This is a genomic window from Kitasatospora sp. NPDC056783 (assembly GCF_042789895.1).
Lineage (GTDB): Bacteria > Actinomycetota > Actinomycetes > Streptomycetales > Streptomycetaceae > Kitasatospora.
Genome location: NZ_JBHUAF010000154.1, coordinates 1 through 18430, shown reverse-complemented (window position 1 = coordinate 18430; position 18430 = coordinate 1). Strand labels below are relative to the sequence as shown.

The 18430-nt window shown below is 72.5% G+C and carries 8 protein-coding genes; 3 read left to right on the top strand and 5 right to left on the bottom strand.

Features of this window, described 5'->3' with window-relative positions:
• Positions 1-59: 59 nt before the first annotated feature.
• Positions 60-1112 (bottom strand): alpha/beta hydrolase, encoded by a 1053-nt coding sequence (locus ACFRMQ_RS21990; protein ID WP_380732225.1) that lies wholly within the window; start codon positions 1110-1112, stop codon positions 60-62.
• A 388-nt stretch (positions 1113-1500) separates the two neighbouring features.
• Between ACFRMQ_RS21990 and ACFRMQ_RS21985 the strand changes: the two genes are divergently transcribed.
• Entirely contained in the window at positions 1501-2319 is an 819-nt protein-coding gene (locus ACFRMQ_RS21985) for an SDR family oxidoreductase (RefSeq protein ID WP_380732224.1), read from the top strand.
• 133 nt (positions 2320-2452) lie between these two features.
• Here ACFRMQ_RS21985 and ACFRMQ_RS21980 read toward each other — a convergent pair whose 3' ends face one another.
• The 3 genes from ACFRMQ_RS21980 to pulA form a co-directional block, all read right to left on the bottom strand.
• Positions 2453-4189: a carbohydrate-binding module family 20 domain-containing protein gene (locus ACFRMQ_RS21980; protein WP_380732223.1), complete on the bottom strand. Its 1737-nt coding sequence runs from the start codon at positions 4187-4189 to the stop codon at positions 2453-2455.
• Positions 4190-4468: 279 nt separating this feature from the next.
• Entirely contained in the window at positions 4469-6796 is a 2328-nt protein-coding gene (locus ACFRMQ_RS21975) for a M4 family metallopeptidase (protein ID WP_380732222.1), read from the bottom strand.
• Positions 6797-7375: 579 nt separating this feature from the next.
• Positions 7376-12934, bottom strand: a complete 5559-nt coding sequence (gene pulA, locus ACFRMQ_RS21970; protein ID WP_380732221.1) for a pullulanase-type alpha-1,6-glucosidase — start codon at positions 12932-12934, stop codon at positions 7376-7378.
• Positions 12935-13273: 339 nt separating this feature from the next.
• Here pulA and ACFRMQ_RS21965 point away from each other — a divergent pair, with 339 nt between their 5' ends.
• On the top strand, positions 13274-14242 hold the full coding sequence (locus tag ACFRMQ_RS21965) for a phosphatase PAP2 family protein (protein WP_380732220.1): 969 nt from the start codon (positions 13274-13276) through the stop codon (positions 14240-14242).
• A gap of 88 nt (positions 14243-14330) precedes the next feature.
• Here the strand turns inward: ACFRMQ_RS21965 and ACFRMQ_RS21960 are convergent, their stop codons facing one another.
• Positions 14331-17357 (bottom strand): bifunctional [glutamine synthetase] adenylyltransferase/[glutamine synthetase]-adenylyl-L-tyrosine phosphorylase, encoded by a 3027-nt coding sequence (locus tag ACFRMQ_RS21960; protein ID WP_380732219.1) that lies wholly within the window; start codon positions 17355-17357, stop codon positions 14331-14333.
• Positions 17358-17632: 275 nt separating this feature from the next.
• Between ACFRMQ_RS21960 and ACFRMQ_RS21955 the strand changes: the two genes are divergently transcribed.
• Positions 17633-18379, top strand: a complete 747-nt coding sequence (locus ACFRMQ_RS21955; RefSeq protein WP_380732218.1) for a class E sortase — start codon at positions 17633-17635, stop codon at positions 18377-18379.
• Positions 18380-18430 lie beyond the last annotated feature (51 nt).

Sequence of the window (18430 nt, the reverse complement as noted above, 5' to 3'; positions counted from 1 at the left end):
GCGCGGAACGCCTCCCGGCACCGGCGGTTCCGGTGTGGGTTCAGGTGCGGGCGGATGCCTCAGTCGCCGGCCGGCCCCGCCAGGTGGGCGGTGAGCCACACCAGGGTGTCCGGGATCATCTTCTTGAAGTCCGAGGTCAGGTGCTTGCCGCCGGCCTGCTCGTGGTACTCCAGGCTCACCGGCGGCACCGCCTTCTCCACCCAGCTCTTGACCACCTTGGTCTCGTACGGGTTGGCGCCGCCCGCGGTGACCAGCATGCTCACGTCGGCCTTGCCCTGGGCGACCAGCAGGTCGGGGTTGTTGGCGGACTTCTCCGCGTCGTGGCCCTTCCACAGCAGCGAGTCCGGTATGAAGTAGCCGTCGATCGGGACGGCCGCCTTGTAGACCTGCGGGTACTGGAGGGCGAGCTTGGCGCTGCAGAAGCCGCCGGTGGAGGCGCCCATCACGCCCCAGCCGTCCCGGCCCTTCACGGTGCGGAAGTTGGCGCGGACGAAGTCGGGGATGTCCTCGGCCATCCAGGTGGCCATCTTCGGCTGGCCCGGGATGTCGGAGCAGTCCAGCGCGTTCTTCTCGTCGCTGTTGAAGTTCTGCACCGGCATGACCATGATGAACGGGTGGGACTTGCCCTCCTTGACCAGCTTCGCGTTCTCCTCCTGGATCGGCAGCTGGTTGTCGGTCCAGGTGTTGTAGCCGTTGCTCTGGCCGCCCGCGAAGAGGGTGAGCACCGGGAAGCCGGTCTTGGCGAACTTGGGGTCGTTGTACTCGGGCGGCAGCCAGACCCAGACCTTGCCGGAGACGCCGGACTTCGCGCCGGTGACGGTGGTCAGCATGATCGGTCCGGCGGCGGTGTCCCGGGCCTTGGACAGGCTGGCGGCGGGCCCGGTGGGCATCAGCACCTTGCCGCCGGCGGCCGGGGTCGTGCCGGTCGCCGACGGGGTGGCGCCGGTGGCGCTCGGGCTGCCCGCGGAGCTGCTGCTCCCGGCCGGGGTGTTCGCGGCCGTGTGGTCCCCCTTCCCACCGCCGGAACTCCCGCAGGCCGCGAGCGAGGCGGCCAGGGCGAGCACGGCGGCGCCGGACAGGACGGCGCGGGAACGGGACGACTGCCTAAGCACGGTGAGGACTCTCCGACCGATGACGCACCCGGTCCGTCTGACCGGGCGGCGGCCCCCCGGTGGGGCCGGACAGGCCCAGGGGCACAGCACTGGTGCGTCCCCCGGGAATGAAGGCGCGCCGCCCACACGGGGGGCGCGCGTTCCTGCGATCTTATGACGTGGACCGGGGCGGGCCGGTTGCGCGGCGGCCACCGGAAATCCAATGTTTGTTCGCGATCAGGTAAAAGCCTTCACCGCTCCCGCCGTTCGGCGGGGGTCGTTCGGCGGGGGGCACCGCCGGGTGTCTGTCGGACCGTCCGGATTTTGGATGCTTTGACCAGTGACGACGGCCCGTCGATCCGCGACGATCACTCCGGGTGCGACCGGAACAGTCATCGAGGAGGGTGCCATGAACCAGCGGATCGCCGTCGTCACCGGGGCCGGGAGCGGCGTCGGCCGCGCCGTGGCGGTGGAACTGGCCGCGGCCGGCTGGCGGACGGTGCTGGCCGGCCGGCGGCCCGGGCCGCTGCACGAGACCGCCCGGCTCTGCGCCGCCCCGGCCGAAGGGGTGCCGAGCGACACGGTGCCGGGCGACGCGGTGTCGGGCGACGCGGCAGCGGAGGCCGTCCCGCCGGCCGACGTGGTGCCGACCGACGTCACCGACCCGGCCGCGGTGGACGCGCTGTTCGCCGCCGTCGCCGAGCGCCACGGCCGGGTGGACCTGCTGTTCAACAACGCCGGCGCCTTCGGCCCGGCCGTCCCGGTGGAGGAACTGGCGGTCGAGGACTGGCGGGCCGTGGTCGACCTCAACCTGACCGGCGCCTTCCTCTGCGCCCGGGCCGCGTTCCGGCAGATGAAGGCCCAGGACCCGCGGGGCGGCCGGATCATCAACAACGGCTCGATCTCCGCGCACGTCCCGCGCCCGCACTCGATCGCCTACACCGCGACCAAGCACGCCGTCACCGGCCTGACCAAGTCGCTCTCCCTGGACGGCCGCCCGTACCGGATCGCCTGCGGGCAGATCGACATCGGCAACGCGGCGACCGACCTGACGGCGGCGATCGGCGCGGGCGCCCGGCAGGCGGACGGCCGGATCGTCCCCGAGCCGACCATGGACGTGGCCGACGTGGCGCGCACCGTGCGGCACATGGCCGGGCTGCCGCTGGAGGCCAACGTGCAGTTCGCCACCGTGATGGCGACGGCCATGCCGTACATCGGCCGGGGGTAACCGCCCGGCCACCCCGCGCCCGGGGGCCCGGTCCGTCACCGGCACCCGAGCGGACCCCGGTCGGCCGCCGCCGACCGGGGTCCCCCGGGAATCCACGGGCCGGACACGGCCAGACACAGCCGGACACAGCCGCCTACGGCCGCCAGGTGTCGTTCAGCGCGACCACCCCGCCCGAGGTCACCGCGGCCGTCCGGTTGGCCCCGGACTCCCAGGTCACCGCGCCACTGGCGTCCTTGCGGACGTACTTGTACTGGAAGGACGTGCCGCCCGGCAGCGACAGCGCCAGCGACCAGACCGGGTAACCGGCCGAGGAGAGCGGCAGCGCCTTGGCCGGGTCCCAGCCGCCGAGCGCCGCGACGTCGCCGACCACGTAGACGTTCTGCCCGACCGAGGTGGTGGCGTTGACGTTGAACGAGGCGCCGGAGACGTTCGTGCCGGACGGGACGTACAGCGCGACCGCGTCGCCCGCGCCGACCGTCGCGGTGAACTGCCCGTTGGCGCCCACCTGGTACGTCGGGCCGGTGCAGCCGCCGCCCGTCTGCGGGTCGCCGTGCTGGACGTCGCAGTAGGTGCCGGCCGGCAGCCCGGTCTGGAAGGTCCGGGTGATCGCGCCGCTCTCGTGGTTGATCGCGACGTACCCCTTGGCGCCGCGGCCGAAGGCGATGGCGTTGCCGCCGTTGGACCACCAGTTCGTCACGCCGGTGCCCGCGACCGCGTTGCGGAAGCCGACCATGTTGGCGACCTGCCGCCAGGCGTGGGTGCAGTTCCACCCGTCCTGGTAGCAGGCCTTGACGGTGCCACCGTTCGGCGGGCCGTCGTCCTTGTTGGTGAAGGAGTATCCGGAGTGGATGTTGGGCGAGCCGTACGGCGAGGCCAGCAGGAAGACGTTGGCCAGCGTGTAGGTGTTGCCGTAGGTGTAGTTGAGGGTGGAGCCGTTGCGCTCGGTGTCCCAGTTGTCGAGGAAGGTGCGCGCCTGGCCGCTCGGCAGGTAGCCCCAGGAGGCGCCCCAGCCGTTGAGGTTGGCGAGCTTGTCGCTGGTGAACATCCGCTTCAGGTCGGTGCCGACCCGGAACTCGTCCACGTCGCCGGTGCCGGTGTACTCGGTGGGCTGGATCGGCTCGCCGGCGCCGTAGATGACCTCCTGCACCCAGTAGGCCTTGGGGTTGGCCATCCTGGCCTTGATCGCGGCGAGGTCGGTGGCGGCGATGTGCTTGGCGGCGTCGATCCGGTAGCCGTCGACGCCGAGCGAGGCCAGGTCGTCCAGGTAGTGCGCGATGGTGGTCTGGACGTACGCGCTGCCGGTGTCCAGGTCGGCGAGGTCGACGAGTTCGCAGTTCTGGACGTTGCCGCGGTCCTGGTAGTCGCCGATCGCCTGGCGGCAGGAGTGGAAGTCCTGGTTCTGGTAGGTGCCGGGGTAGTCGTACTTGGTGTACGCGGTGCCGCCGGTGCCGGTCCCGGAGCCCGCCGACATGTGGTTGACCACCGCGTCGGCGATCACCTTGACCCCGGCCGCGTGGCAGGTGGAGACCATGTTCTTAAAGGAGGTGCGGTCGCCGAGCCGCCCGGCGATCTTGTAGCTTACCGGCTGGTAGGAGGTCCACCACTGCGCGCCCTGGATGTGCTCCTGCGGCGGGGAGACCTCGACGAAGCCGTAGCCCTTGGGGCCGAGGGTGGAGGTGCAGGCCTGGGCGACGGAGTCGAAGCGCCACTCGAAGAGGGTGGCCGTGACGTCCTTGCCGCCGTTGGCGGGCGGGGCGGCCTGCGCGGCGGGGGCGCCGAGGGAGGTGCCGAGCGAGAGGGCGAGCGCCGCCGAGGCGGCGAGCGCACCGGCCGCGCGGGCGGGCCGGCGGGCGGGGGCGGTGGTGACCACGTCGTCTCCTGAGGGTGGCTGGGGTGGGGCAGCCGGAGGGGGGCGAAGAAGACTGCATGAAGTTTCTGCAACTTGCCGGAAACTTGCAGCGCTGAACCTAGAGGCGCCCGGAGGGACCGTCAAGACTTTGCTCACGCCTCAGGAGATACGTTTCTGCATCACCCCTCACCAAGGAGACGGTGAAGGGTGCGACGAGGGACACGACAAGGGCCCGGCAGCCATGGCTGCCGGGCCCCTCACCTGTCCTGGTTCACCGGTCCCTCAGGGGCCGGTCCGGACTCAGCCGGTCTGGACGGAGGTGTCGTCGATCACGAAGCTGGTCTGGAGCGAGACGTCCTCGGTGCCGGTGAAGCTCACCGTGACCGTCTGGCCCGCGTAGGACGACAGGTCGAAGGTCCGCTGCTGGTAGCCGGCCGCCGCGTCCAGGTTGGAGTAGGTCTTCAGCGCCGTGCCGTTGACCGCCACGGTCAGCTTGTCGTAGGCGGTGGTGGTCGAGGTCTCCGCCGTGTCGATGTGCAGCCAGAAGCTCAGCGTCGCCTTGCAGCCGGCCGGGATGGTCACCGTCTGGGACAGCGCGTCCGAGTGCGCGGAGCCGTAGCCGTCCAGCCACGCCTTCCACGAACCGCCGTGGGCCGGCTGCGAGGCGCTGCTGTCCACCACGCCGCTGGACGCCGTCCACGGAGCGGCGGAGCCGGTCTCGAAGCCCGCGTTGCCCAGCAGCTGCGCCGGGGTGCAGCTGCCGCCGCCGGTGGAGACGGTCCAGGTGAAGCTGGTCGCACCGGTCTTGCCGGCCGAGTCCTTCGCCGTGACGGTCACGTTGTAGGTGCCCGCGGTGGAGGCGGTACCGGTGATCGCGCCGGAGGAGGAGATCGACAGGCCGGTGGGCAGGCCGGTCGCGGTGTAGGTCAGCGGGGCGGTGCCGCCGGTGGCGTTGATCTGGAGGTTCACCGCGCCGCCGACGGCGGTCGACTGGTTGCCCGGGTTGGTGACGGTGACGCCGCCCGAGGGCGCCGTACCGACGTTGACGCCCGCCCAGGCGGTGCTGACCGCGGCCAGCTCGGCACTGCCGGCACCGTACAGGTCGGTGGCCGCCTTCTCCGTCGCGGTGCGCGCCGCGGCGTAGTTGGTGCTGGAGGTCATGTAGGTGGTCAGCGCGCGGTACCAGACGGCCGCGGCCTTGTCCCGGCCGATGCCGCTGACCGTGATGCCGCCCTGGGTCGGCGAGTTGTAGCTGACGCCGTTGATCACCTTCGAGCCGCTGCCCTCGGCCAGCAGGTAGAAGAAGTGGTTGGCGACGCCGGACGAGTAGTGGACGTCCTTGTTGCCGACGGTCGAGGACCAGTAGTCGGCCGAGGCGCCGTCCTTGGAGGGCTGGTCCATGTAGCGCAGCGGGGTGCCGTTCCCGTTGATGTTGATCAACTCGCCGATCAGGTAATCGGGGTTGTCGGTCGGGATGTTGGCGTAGAACTCGACCATGGTGCCGAAGATGTCCGAGGTGGCCTCGTTGAGGCCGCCGGACTCGCCGGAGTAGGTGAGGTTGGCGGTGGCCGCGGTGACGCCGTGGCTCATCTCGTGGCCCGCGACGTCCAGTTCGGTGAGCGGCGCGGTGTTGTTGCTGCCGTCGCCGTACGTCATGCAGAAGCAGGAGTCGTCCCAGAACGCGTTCACGTAGTTGTTGCCGTAGTGGACGCGGCTGTAGGCGCCGACACCGTCGTTGCGGATGCCGTTGCGGCCGAAGGTGTTCTTGTAGTAGTCCCAGGTGGCCGCGACGCCGAAGTGGGCGTCGACCGCGGCGGACTCGCCGTTGCTGACGGTGCCGTCACCCCAGGTGTCGGTGGACTTGCTGTACAGCGTGCCGGTGCCCGAGGTCCCGTGGTTCAGGTTGGTGGTGTACATCCCACCGCGGGTGCCGTCCTTCAGCTGGTAGGACGACCCCGACTGGGTGGTGCCGATGGTGACGTTGCCGACGAAGACGCCCTTGCCGGAACCCGTCTCGATGCCGTCCCACTGCCGGATGACCTGGCCGCTGGTGGCGTCGGTGACCACGTGCATCTTGCTCGGGGTGCCGTCGGACTTGGTGGAGGAGACGACGGTCTCCCAGGCGAGCCGCGGGTTGTTGTCGGAGGCCCAGACCACCAGGCGCGGCGCGGTGTCCACGGCGCCCGACTCGGCGGCGAGCGCGGCGGACTGGGCGGCCGGCGCGGCCAGCTTCGGCGTGGTGCTCACGCCGTTCAGGGAGGCGGTGCTGGCCCGGTCGACGCTCTTGGTGGCACCGGTGGGCGCCTGGTGGACCACCAGGTCCCCACCCAGGACCGGCAGTCCGTTGAGGGTGCGCTCGTACCGCAGGTGGCGGGTGCCGTCCGCGTCCTGGATGACGTCCTTGGTGACCAGCTTCTCCTCGCCGCTCAGCCCGAGGCTCTGGGCGAGGGCGGTGGTCTGCTGGTTCGCGGTGGAGATCAGCTGGGCACGGGTCGCCTGCTGGGCGGCGACGGCGGTCGGCGCGTCCGGCGTGGCCGCCTGGGCGATCACCGGTATGCCGGTGACCAGCAGCGCGGTGGAGGCGGCCAGGACGACCGCCGCCTTCCGGGCGTGAGCGTAACGGGACATGCGGACTCCTTTTCCGACCGGCGCCGGGTCGCGCCGGTGGAGAGAAAAACCTGGGCCGCGGGGTCGCGGCGCAGTGGGGGCCCCCGCCGGGTACGACGGGAGTGCGGATGCGGTGCTCACAACTCGTTGCAGGGTCGGGACGCGCTGCACCTGAACTGGACCGGCCGCACCGGGGGGTGGGGCCCCCTCGTCTACAGCCGGGGGAATCGTGGCAGCAAACCAGCCGTTGATGACAGATGCATGCCACGGATTGGCCGATTCATTACCGAAACCGTATGCACGACGGTACGTCAGTTGTGTTACCCCATTGCGAACTCGTGAACACGGTTTTCATGGCCGGGTGCAAAGTTCGATCACTACCGGCGGTCGGTGACCAGCGCTCAGGGCCGCCGCCCGCGCCTCCGGGCGGCCGGCAGCGCCCGGCAGACCCGGCACATCACAGTTCCGGCCGTGCCACCGGAGATTTCCGGCCATTGTGCGTCCGGAGCGGAACCGGAACGGACCCGGGCCCCGTCCCACCGGATCGTGGTACGGAGCCCGGGCCTCGGCCCGGTACACGTGTCGGTGTCGGGCGGAGCGTCAGCGCTGGACGAACACCGCCACGGTCCGGCCCGGCACGGTGAAGGTGCCGGTCGCGGCGTCGAAGCCGGAGCGCTTCACCACCTCGTCCGAACCCCCCGCCTGGACGGGGTGCAGCGCCTGACCGGTGCCCTTCAGCGCCGGCACGGTCTGCGCCCGCGCCGTGGGCGTGGCGTTGAAGACCACCGTGACGCCCTTCTCCGCCCCCGCCAGCCCGGTGCCGTCCAGGTGCAGGGTGATCACTCCGGGCAGCTCACCGGCGGTGCCGGACAGCGGGTAGGACAGCCGCTGCTGGACGGCCGCCAGGGTCGGCAGCGAGAACAGCGGCGAGGACCGCTTGATCCGCAGGAACTCCTGGTACTGCGCCGAGGCCGCCCGGATGTCGGCCGCGCCGACCGTCAGCGCCGGATCGCCCAGCAGGGCCCGCGCGGTCGGCCACAGCTCCTGGTTGTCCTTGGCCGACGGCAGGCCGCGGCCCCAGCCGTTGCCCTCGACGGCCCCCGTCGACGGATCGGGCCAGTGGATCGCGTTGAACCAGTCCCCCGAGTCGTAGGAGTTGGAGTCGAGCGACTTGGAACGCAGCAGGTCGCTGCCGGCCTGGGCGAAGCCCGCGCCCTGGGTGAGCGCGGTCAGCGAGAGCCCGAACGCCTGCATCCGGGCCCGGTCGGCGGGCGCGGTGCCGGTCGGCAGCTTGTACGCGAGCGCGTCGAAGAGGTCGGTGTTGTCGTGGGCGTCCACGTACTCCACCGCCTCGCCGGGCTTGGCCGCGTACCCGGTCGGGGCGCCGTTGTAGTCGACCTGGGCGCCGGTGACGGGCTTTCCGGAGCTGTCGGTGAAGGAGTAGCCGGCCAGGTTGCCGGTCAGCCCGACCTTCACCTGGTCCATCTGGTGCAGCAGCCGCGCCTTCTGCTCCTCCGGGGTGCCGTTGGCGGGCGAGCCGTTCGGATCGGTGAAGAGACCGGAGGCGAAGCCCTGCTGAGGGGCGGAGTTCAGCATGAAGTTGCCGCCGCGGGCGGCGTCCCGGATCCGGTCGTCGAAGGTGGCGATGCCGGTGCCGGCCATGTTGGCCTGGGTGGCCTGCTCGAACCGGGCGTTGTCGGCGACCACGCCGAAGTTCCAGCCCTCGCCGTACAGGAAGACGTTCTCGCCGTCCACGCCGTCCGAGGCCGGCGTCATCTTCCGCAGCGCGGCCCGCACGTCCAGCATGGTGGACTTCGGGTCCAGGCCCATCAGGTCGAAGCGGAAACCGTCGACCTTGTACTCGCGGGCCCACAGCGTCACCGAGTCGACCACCAGCCGGTTCATCATGGCGTGCTCGGGCGCCGTGTCGGCACAGCAACTGTCCGTCGTCACCTTGCCGTTGGCGTCCAGCCGCTGGTAGTAGCCGGGCACCACCCTGTCCAGCACCGAGTGTTCGGCCTGGCCGCTCGCGGCGGTGTGGTTGTAGACCACGTCCAGCACCACCCGCAGTCCGGCCGCGTGCATCGCCTGCACCATCCGCCGGAACTGCACGGTCCGGGCGGTGCCGTTCGGATCGGTGGCGTAGGAGCCCTCCGGCACGTTGTAGTGCAGCGGGTCGTAGCCCCAGTTGTACGCGTCGTCGGCGGCCACGGCCGCCACGCACTCCTGCTGCTTCGGACCGTTCGGGGCGAGCGACTTGAGGTCGCAGGCGGGCAGCTTCTGGTCCGCCCGGTTCTCCCGGATGGTGGCGATGTCGAAGGTCGGCAGCAGGTGCACCGTGGTCACCCCGGCCTCGGCCAGCTCCCGCAGGTGCCGCATCCCGGCCGAGTCGGACTCGGTGAACGCCAGGTAGGTGCCGCGTTCGGCGGCCGGGACGGTGGAGTCCTCGGCCGAGAAGTCCCGGACGTGCAGCTCCTGGATCTGCTGCCGCCCGGGCGGGACGGCCCGCGGCCGGGCGTGGTCGTCCCAGCCCTCGGGCTTGAGCTCCTTGGCGTCCAGGTCCGCGACCAGGCTCCGCCCGGAGTCGGTGGAGAGCGCCACCGAGTACGGGTCGGTGACGGTGTTGACCACCAGTTGCTGGGTCGAGGGGGCCCAGACCTTCACCTGGTACAGGTAGTACTTGCCGTCCAACTCCCGCTTGTCACGGACGACTTCCCACACCCCGGTCTCGTCGTCGCGCTTCAGCGGCAGCGTCTTCGGGGTGCCCCCGGTGGCGCTGTCGAAGACCTGGACGGAGACCTCCCGCGCGGTCGGCGCCCAGAGCGAGAGCGCCACCTTGCCGTTGTAGTAGGCCGGTCCGAAGTCGACCTTGCCGGTCTTCCCGGCGTACAGGTCGTCGAGCACGCCCGGGATCTGGACCCCGGTGGCGGCCGACACGGCGCCGCTGGGCAGGTGCTCGGTGAACAGCAGCTGGCCGCGCAGCGCCGCCGGGACACGGGCGGTGTCCCGCGGGTCCACGGTGAAGGCCCGGTACCCGGCCAGGTGCGGGTACTTGGCCTTCTGCGCCTCGGTCGGCCCGCCCTTGACCGGGGTGAGCCGCAGCCACCTGCCGGGCTTGGTCAGCACGCCCCGGTCGGCGCGGATGCCGCCCTCGGGGTCGTACACCAGCTGGGCGCTGGTGCCGCCGGCCAGGGCCTCGTCGCCCGCGCCGTAGTTCGCCGGGACGACGACCGTCCTGGCGTCGATCCACTGGGCCTTGGCGCCGGTGAGGTCCACCTGCGAGGAGGCGGCCGGGTTCTGCGGCAGCAGGTAGCCCTCGCGGCCGCCGAGCACCCAGACCTCCTTGCCGTTGACGGCGAAGTCCAGCGACTGGTCGGCGGGCAGGTCCTTGTCGTCGCCCTTGTGCAGGATGTAGCCGAGGCTGGTCGCGCCGGGCGCCAGCGGCACCTCGAAGACGGCGCCGAAGGCGTCGCGGCGCACCGGCGTCAGCGGCTTGCCCCAGTCGGTGGGGGTGGCGGCGCCGGTCCAGTCGTGCAGGCCCCAGCCGTCGTAGTCGCCGTCGGCCCGGTTGTAGTGGATGACCGCGGTGTTCGCGGGCTGACTGTTCGGCGGTCCCGGATTCGCGGTGCGCACCGCGGGGTCGCCCTGCTTGAGCCACACCTCGCCGGTGCCGCCGACGTCCAGGTGCCGGTCGGCGTCGACGTCCTTGACGCCGTCCTTCTCCACGATGAACCCGACGTCCGAGGCGCCGGGCTTGAGCCGCACGTACGCGAAGGCACCGTACGCGTCCCGCCCGGTGAAGGCGTGTCCGGCCGGCCACTGGGTGCCCTCTCCGTCGGCGAGGTCGCCCCAGGCGTAGAGGTTCCAGCCGTCGTAGTCGCCGTCCGGCCGGTTGTAGTGGACGACGGCGTACGGGCGGGAGCCCGCGGTGGGCGCCGGCTCGGGAGCCGGGGTGCCCGTGGTGAAGCTCGCGGTGGCGGAGCGCAGGTGGCCGCTGGAGTCCTGCACCACGGCCTTGTAGCGGACGACCGTGCCGGGGGCGACGGCGGACAGGTCCTGCGTCACCGCGAAGCGCCTTCGGCCGTCAGGCCCGGACTCCCCGGTGTCGGCCGTCCCCAGCGTCCGCCAGGGCCCGTTGCCGATCTGGGCGGCGAAGCTCACCCGGTTGAAGCCGCCGTCCGCCTTGGCACCGAGCGTGACCAGCCCGGTCGACCCGTCCGCGGGCGGCTGCACCGACAGCTGCGGCGCGGCGCTGACGGCCGCGAGCCGGCCGCCCGCCTTGAACACCACGGAGGAGAGCGCCGGCACGGTGACCGTCACCTTGCGGTCGGCGCCGCTGGTGAGCCGCTCCCCCGCGGACGGGTGGATCCGGTCGAAGCCCATCCCCGCCGAGAAGGTGTCCAGTGTGACGGTCTTCGCCTCGGTGGCGTTGTTGACCGCCACCAGGTACTCGATCTGCTGGGCCGCGTCGATCCGGGAGAAGGCGTACACGCCCGCGCCGTCGGCGGCGTACCGCTCGATCTGGGCGCCGTCGGCCAGCGCCGGATTGTCCCGGCGCAGCTTGGCCAGAGCGGCGACGCCCTGGTAGAGCTCGCCGTCCCGCCCGTACCGGTCGGCCGGGCCGGAGGGGCCGCCGAGCACCCGGTCGCTGTTGTAGGAGGCCGTCTTCGAGGCGAACAGGTCCTGCCGGGCGTCCTTGTCGCCGCCCGCGCCGGTGAAGCCCTGTTCGTCGCCGTAGTAGACGACGGGCTGGCCGCGGGTGAGGAACTGGAGCTCGCCGGCCAGCCGGTCCTTCTTCAGCAGGGTCGCGTCGTCGGCGCCCGGGTTGTCGGCGAGCAGGAAGGAGCCGAAGCGACCCATGTCGTGGTTGCCGAGGAAGGTCGGCAGCTCGTACGCGTCGGTGTCGGCGCTGGTGTAGCGGTAGTCCTGGGCGTAGACGTCGGCGAGGTTCTTCGCCGAGCCGCCCTGCGAGACGTAGGAGCGGGCGGCGCCCTGGAACGGGAAGTCCAGGGTGGCCTGGAGCTTGCCCTTGGTGACGTACGGCGAGGTGACCGCCGGGTCACCGGAGTAGACCTCGCCGAACATGAAGAACTTCTTGTTGCCCTGCTTGGCGGCGAAGTCCTTGAGGGCGGGGGCCCACTGCTGCCAGAACGCCATGTTGACGTGCTTCACGGTGTCGATCCGGAAGCCGTCCACTCCGGTGTCCTTGACCCACTGCTGGTAGACCTTCTCGAAGCCCTTCACCACCTTGGGGTTCTGGGTGTCGAGGTCGTCCAGGCCGCTGAAGTCGCCCTCGGTGGCGGACTCGCCGACGAAGGTCGAGTCGCCCCGGTTGTGATAGAGCGCGGGGTCGTTGAGCCACTCCGGGCTCTTGGCCTTCGCGTCGGCCGGGGTGCGCAGGACCGGGGTGTAGGGGAAGGAGTCCTTGGTGATCTTCGGCCAGGGGGCGCCGGCGTCGGCGACGGCGGTCTCGTCCACCGGGTTGCCGTCCGCGTCGAGCGTCGGGTAGGCGCCGGCCGCCCGGTAGCCGTACTGCCGCTCGGCGTAGTCGATGACGTCGGCGGTGTGGTTGGTGATGACGTCGAAGAAGACCTTGATGCCGCGGGCGTGGGCCTTGGCGATCAGCTCCTTGAGCTGCTCGTTGGTGCCGAAGTGCGGGTCGACCCGGGTGAAGTCGGTGATCCAGTAGCCGTGGTAGCCGGCCGAGGCGTCGGCGCCGGCGCCCTGCACCGGCTTGTTCTCGAAGATCGGCGCCATCCAGATCGCGGTGGTGCCGAGGTCCTGGATGTAGTCGAGCCGCTTGATCAGTCCGGCCAGGTCGCCGCCGTGGTAGAAGCCCTTGTCGGCGGGGTCGAAGCCGTTCTCCAGCCGTCCGCCGGTGATGCCACCCGTGTCGTTGCCGGTGTCGCCGTTGGCGAAGCGGTCGGGCAGGACGAAGTAGAACTGCTCGCGGGTGAGGTCGTGCCGCCCGGCGGTGGCCGCCAGCGCGGCGTCCGAGGGCGGGGCCGGCGGGGCGGCGGCGAGGGCGGCGGGGGCGCTGCCGAGGGTGGCGGCGGTGAGCGCGGCGGCCAGCAGGACGGCCGTGCGGCCCGGTGGTCCGCTGCGGCCGGGGGATCGTCTGGCGGTGCTCCGTCGGGGACGGAGCTGGGCGTCGGCCACTGAGGGGCTCCCTTAGGGGAAGGGGCGATCGATTTCCCAGGAAGCTAGCGGCCTGCAATATGTTTCAGCAAGATGCAGAAACCGTTCAGTTGTGGGAAGTTCCAGGTCGGCGGCGGTCCCCGACCGCCCTCGACCGCTCCCCGAGCACCCCGATTACTCCGTTGGAGCGAGGCGCGTGACAATGGGACGCATGTCCGTCCCACCGGTACCTACCGAACCCCAGCGCGACCCCTACCCCGATGGGAGCCGGCCAGTAGCCCTCAAGGGGGACAGCCGGTGAAGAATCCACTTCCACAGGATGAGCAGGGGGCTACGAGCCGTCTGGCAGACTTGCCACCCATGGGGGAACCGACCGAGATCCAGCGAGGCGACGCGCTGCGCGCCGACGCGGCCAGTGGTGGCGGTTCCGAAGCAGCGACGGCCTACCCGGGCCGCCTGCCCGATGGAGCCACCCGTGCCGCCCAGTCCCGTACCGCCGCCCTGCGCGGCCACATCCGGGCCCAGCGCCGGTCGCCGGCCCGGCCGCGGCTCTGGTTCGAACTGGCGCTGATCGGGATCAGCTACTGGATCTACTCGATCGTCCGGAACGCCGTTCCGGAACAGGAAGCGATAGCCCAGAAGCACGCGAGCTGGATCTGGAGCCTGGAACAGCACCTCGGCATCGCCGTCGAGCACTCGATCAACCACGCCGTGGACAGCGTCGGGTGGCTCATCACGGGGATGAACTACTACTACGCGACGCTGCACTTCGTCATCACGATCGGCGTGCTGGTCTGGCTCTACCGCCGCCACCCCGGGCGCTACGTCGCGGCCCGCACCGTGCTGTTCGTCACCACCGGGATCGCCCTGGTCGGCTTCTACTTCTTCCCGCTGGCCCCGCCCCGGCTGATGACCGACGGCGGCTTCATCGACACCGTGAAGGCCCACGGCACCTGGGGCTCGATGGCCTCCGGCCCGGCCGCGCACGTCTCCAACCAGTACGCGGCGATGCCCTCGATGCACATCGGCTGGTCGACCTGGTGCGGCCTGGCGATCTTCTTCCTGGCCCGCCGGACCTGGGTCCGGGTGCTCGGCCTGCTCTACCCGGCCGCCACCCTGGTGGTCATCGTCTCCACCGCCAACCACTTCTGGATGGACGCCGTCGGCGGCCTGCTCTGCCTGGCGCTGGGCTTCCTCGCCGCCCGCTGGCTGTACCACGAATGGGTCTACCGGCTGCCCCGGGTGCCCGCCCGGGAGATGGCCGTCGAGCAGCCGGTCACCGTCCCGGAGCAGTGGAGCGAGCCCGCCGTCAGCACCGCGCGCCGCTGACCGGGAACCTCCCGGAGGGGCCCCCGACCAGGGGCCCCTTCCGCGCACCGGCCGGTCCTCCTCCGCGCACCGGCGCCGGTCCTCGCGGTCAGTCGGAGCCGTAGAACAGCCGGTCCACCACCACCCGGGCCCTGCGGGTGGTCCGCCGGTAGTCGTCCAGCAGCTCACCGCTGTGCCCGGAGCCGTACCCCAGGTAGCGGGCCACCCCGGCCAGCTCCCGGGCCTCCCCCGGGAAGCTGTCCCCCGGCCGCCCGCGCACCAGCATCACCGCCGCCCGCACCCGGGAGGCCAGCACCCAGGCCGTGTCCAGCACCTCGGCGTCCTCCGGCCGCACCAGCCCGGCCTCGACGGAGGCGGCCAGCGCCGCCCTCGTCCGGGTGGTGCGCAGGGCCGCCACCTCGTGCCCGTGCCGGAGCTGGAGCAGCTGCACCGTCCACTCCACGTCCGCGAGCCCGCCCCGGCCGATCTTGGTGTGGGTGGTCGGGTCCGCCCCGCGCGGCAGCCGTTCGGCCTCGATCCGCGCCTTGATCCGGCGGATCTCCACCAGGTCCCGCTCCGGCACCCCGTCGCCCGGGTAGCGCAGCGGGTCGATCAGCTGCCGGAACCGCACGCCCAGGTCCGCGTCCCCGGCCACCGGCTCGGCCCGCAGCAGCGCCTGGCTCTCCCAGGCGTGCGACCAGCGCCGGTAGTACGCGGCGTACGAGGCCAGGGTGCGCACCAGCGGACCGCTGCGCCCCTCGGGCCGCAGGTCGGCGTCGACCAGCAGCGGCGGCTCGGTGGAGGGTGCGCCCAGCCGGGTGCGCAGTTCGTTGCAGACCGCCTGGGCGGCCCGGGCCGCCTCCTCCTCCAGCGAGCCGAACAGCGGCTCGTGCACGAAGAGCACGTCGGCGTCCGAGCCGTAGCCCAGTTCGTGCCCGCCGAAACGCCCCATCGCGATCACCGCGATCCGGGTCGGCAGGTCCCCGTGCTCGACCTCCCAGCCGGCCACGCAGGCCCGCAGCGCGCCCTGGAGCGTGGCGGCGTTGATCGCGGTGAGCGACTCCCCCGCGGCGTCCAGCGCCTCGGCGGGGTCCTCCCCGAACCGACCGAGCACGTCCGCGGCGGCGGTGCGGAACAGCTCCCGGCGACGCACCGAACGGGCGGCCGCCACCGCGGCGGCGGTGGAGCCGGCCCGGCCGACGGCGGCCAGTATCTCCCCCTCCAGGGCGGCCCGCCCGCGCGGTTCCAGGCCCTGCGGGTCACCCAGCATGGCCACCGCCTCGGGGGCGCGCAGCAGCAGGTCGGGGGCGAGGCGGCCGGCCGACAGCACCCGGGCCAGTTGCTCGGCGGCGGCGCTCTCGTCGCGCAGCAGCCGCAGGTACCAGGGGGTGCGGCCGAGCGCGTCGGAGACCTGGCGGAAGTTGAGCAACCCGGCGTCCGGGTCGGCCGAATCGGCGAACCAGCCGAGCAGCACCGGCAGCAGGGTGCGCTGGATCGCGGCCTTGCGGCTCACCCCGGAGGCGAGCGCGCTGAGGTGCCGCAGCGCGGCGGCCGGGTCCGTGTAGCCGAGCGCCTCCAGCCGGGCCCGGGCCGCTTCGGGGGACAGCCCGGCGGCACCCGGCGGCAGTTCGGCGACGGCGTCGAGCAGCGGCCGGTAGAACAGCTTCTCGTGCAGCCGCCGGACCTCCATCGCGTGCCGCTTCCACTCGCGCTGCAGCGCGGCCACCGGGTCGGCGCGGGTGTCGTCGTTGATCAGCGGGGCCAGCGAACGGGCCAGCCGGCGCAGGTCCTCCGCCCCGGTGGGCATCAGATGGGTGCGGCGCAGCCGGTACAGCTGGATGCGGTGCTCCAGCGAGCGCAGGAAGCGGTACGCGGTGTCCAGCGAGGCGGCGTCCGCCCGGCCCACGTACCCGCCCCGGGAGAGCGCGGCCAGCGCCTCCAGGGTGTTGCCGCTGCGCAGCGCCGGGTCGGCCCGGCCGTGCACCAGCTGGAGCAGCTGCACGGAGAACTCGACGTCGCGCAGGCCGCCCGGGCCCAGCTTGAGCTGGCGGTCCAGCTCGGTGGCCGGGATGGAGTCGATCACCCGGCGGCGCATCTGCTGCACGTCGGCGACGAAGTTCTCCCGGGCGGCGGCCTGCCAGACCAGCGGGGCGAGCGCCTCGACGTACGCGGCGCCGAGCTCGGCGTCCCCGGCGACCGCGCGGGCCTTGAGCAGCGCCTGGAACTCCCAGGTCTTGGCCCAGCGCTGGTAGTAGGCGAGGTGGCTGGCCAGGGTGCGCACCAGCGGGCCGTTGCGGCCCTCGGGGCGCAGATTGGCGTCCACCGGCCAGATGGTGCCCTCGCCGGTGGTGTCGGCGCACAGCCGGGTGAGGGCGGCGGCCAGCCGGGTGGCGGCCTTGATCGCCTCCTGCTCCGCCACGCCCTCGCGCGGCTCGGCGACGAAGACCACGTCCACGTCCGAGACGTAGTTGAGTTCGCGGCCGCCGCACTTGCCCATGCCGATCACCGCGAGCCGGCAGGCCGCGGCCGCCTCCGGGTCCTGCTCGGCGGCGAGGTCCAGCGCGGTCTGGAGGGTGGCGCCGGCCAGGTCGGCGAGTTCGGCGGCGGTCTGCGCGAGGTCGGTGGTGCCGGTGAGGTCGCGGGCCGCGATGGCGAGCAGGCAACGGCGGTAGGAGACGCGCAGCGCGTTCGCCGGGCCGAGGACGTCGTCCCGCACGCCCTCGGCGAGGGCGTGGCGGAAGTCCTCCGGGCCGGGGTGCATGTCGCGCAGCTCGAAGGTGACCAGCACGTGCCAGTCGTGCGGGTGCCGGGCCAGGTGGTCGCCGAGCGCGGTGGAGACGCCGAGCACGCCGAGCAGCCGGTCGCGCAGCGGCTTGGAGGTGGTGAGGGTGTCGCGCAGGGTGTGCCGGTCGGCCTCGTCGGCGGCCTCCAGCAGCCGGGCCAGGCCGAGCAGCGCGAGGTCCGGGTCGGCGGTGGCGCCGAGCGCGTCCAGCAGCACCGGGTCGTCGGCCAGACCGGCCAGACCGGGGCCCTCCAACAGCCGCACCGCCCGCGCGGGATCGCTGAACCCGCGCCGGACCAGCCGGTTCTCCGGCCTGCTGACCCGGCTCCCGGCCCGCTGCTCCTCCACCGCCATCAGCCCCTCCGTCCGTCCGTTGGATGGCCCGTCCTCGAACTCCCACCCGTGGGGCGTACGGCGCGAGTTCGGTGACAGCCCCCAGCAGGTTACGCGCCCGTGGGCCCGCCCGCCGGAGCGCGCGGAGCGCCCCCGGGCGCGGCGTGGCGTGTCGGCTTGCCCGGTGGCTCGACGGCGCGGTGGAGTACGCATGGCCGGCCGGGGCGCTCGCCGGGGCGGCTCCCCGCCCCGGCCCCCGCGGCCCTCCCCCGCACTCCCGCCCGAAGGGACGACCCATGGCGACCGAGCACCCGGCCGGGTGGAGGGCCCCGCGCCGACACCCCCCGCACATCATCGTCGGCGCGCTCGGCGACCTTCTGTTCACCGTCGGCGTGCTGCTCGCCCTGCTGGTCGCCCACTCGCTGTGGTGGACGAACCTCGTGGCCGACCGGCACGCGAACCTCTCCGCCGAGCGGCTGCGCCATTCCTGGTCGGCCCCGGCGGCCCCGCCGACCGGCGCCGCCGCACCGACCGCCGCCGCACCGCCCCCGTTCGACCCGGGCGACGCCATCGGCTTCCTCCACGTCCCGGCCCTGGGCGCCGGCCACCAGGTGCTGATCAAGGTCGGCACCGACGCGGACACCCTCGCGGACGGGGTCGCCGGGGCCTACACGACGCCGTACCGCTCGGCCATGCCCTGGGAGCCCGAGGGCAACGTGGCCCTGGCAGCCCACCGCGACGGGCACGGCGCGAAGTTCCACGACCTGGACCGGCTGAAGCCGGGCGACCCGCTGGTCGTCGAGACCCGGGACCGCTGGTACGTCTACCGCGTCGACGCCACGCTGGCCGAGACCGCCAAGGACGACACCGGCGTCATCGCCCCGGTGCCGGTCGGCTCCCCGTACCGCGGGCCGGGCCGCTACCTCACCCTGACCACCTGCACACCGGTCTACACCTCGCTGTACCGGATGGCCGTCTGGGGCAGCCTGGTCCGGGAGGAGCCGATGGACCAGGGCCGCACACCGCCCGTCGAACTGCGCTGAGCCGGTCCGGCGGACCAACGGCCGACCGGCGGTGCGCTACGCGCGCAACGC

What these genes read in the sequence shown, in the direction of transcription:
- ACFRMQ_RS21985 (WP_380732224.1), top strand. Translation starts at nt 1,501, where the DNA reads ATGAACCAGCGGATCGCCGTCGTCACCGGGGCCGGGAGCGGCGTCGGC.
- ACFRMQ_RS21975 (WP_380732222.1), bottom strand. Translation starts at nt 6,796, where the DNA reads ATGTCCCGTTACGCTCACGCCCGGAAGGCGGCGGTCGTCCTGGCCGCC.
- ACFRMQ_RS21965 (WP_380732220.1), top strand. Translation starts at nt 13,274, where the DNA reads ATGGGGGAACCGACCGAGATCCAGCGAGGCGACGCGCTGCGCGCCGAC.
- ACFRMQ_RS21960 (WP_380732219.1), bottom strand. Translation starts at nt 17,357, where the DNA reads ATGGCGGTGGAGGAGCAGCGGGCCGGGAGCCGGGTCAGCAGGCCGGAG.
- ACFRMQ_RS21955 (WP_380732218.1), top strand. Translation starts at nt 17,633, where the DNA reads ATGGCGACCGAGCACCCGGCCGGGTGGAGGGCCCCGCGCCGACACCCC.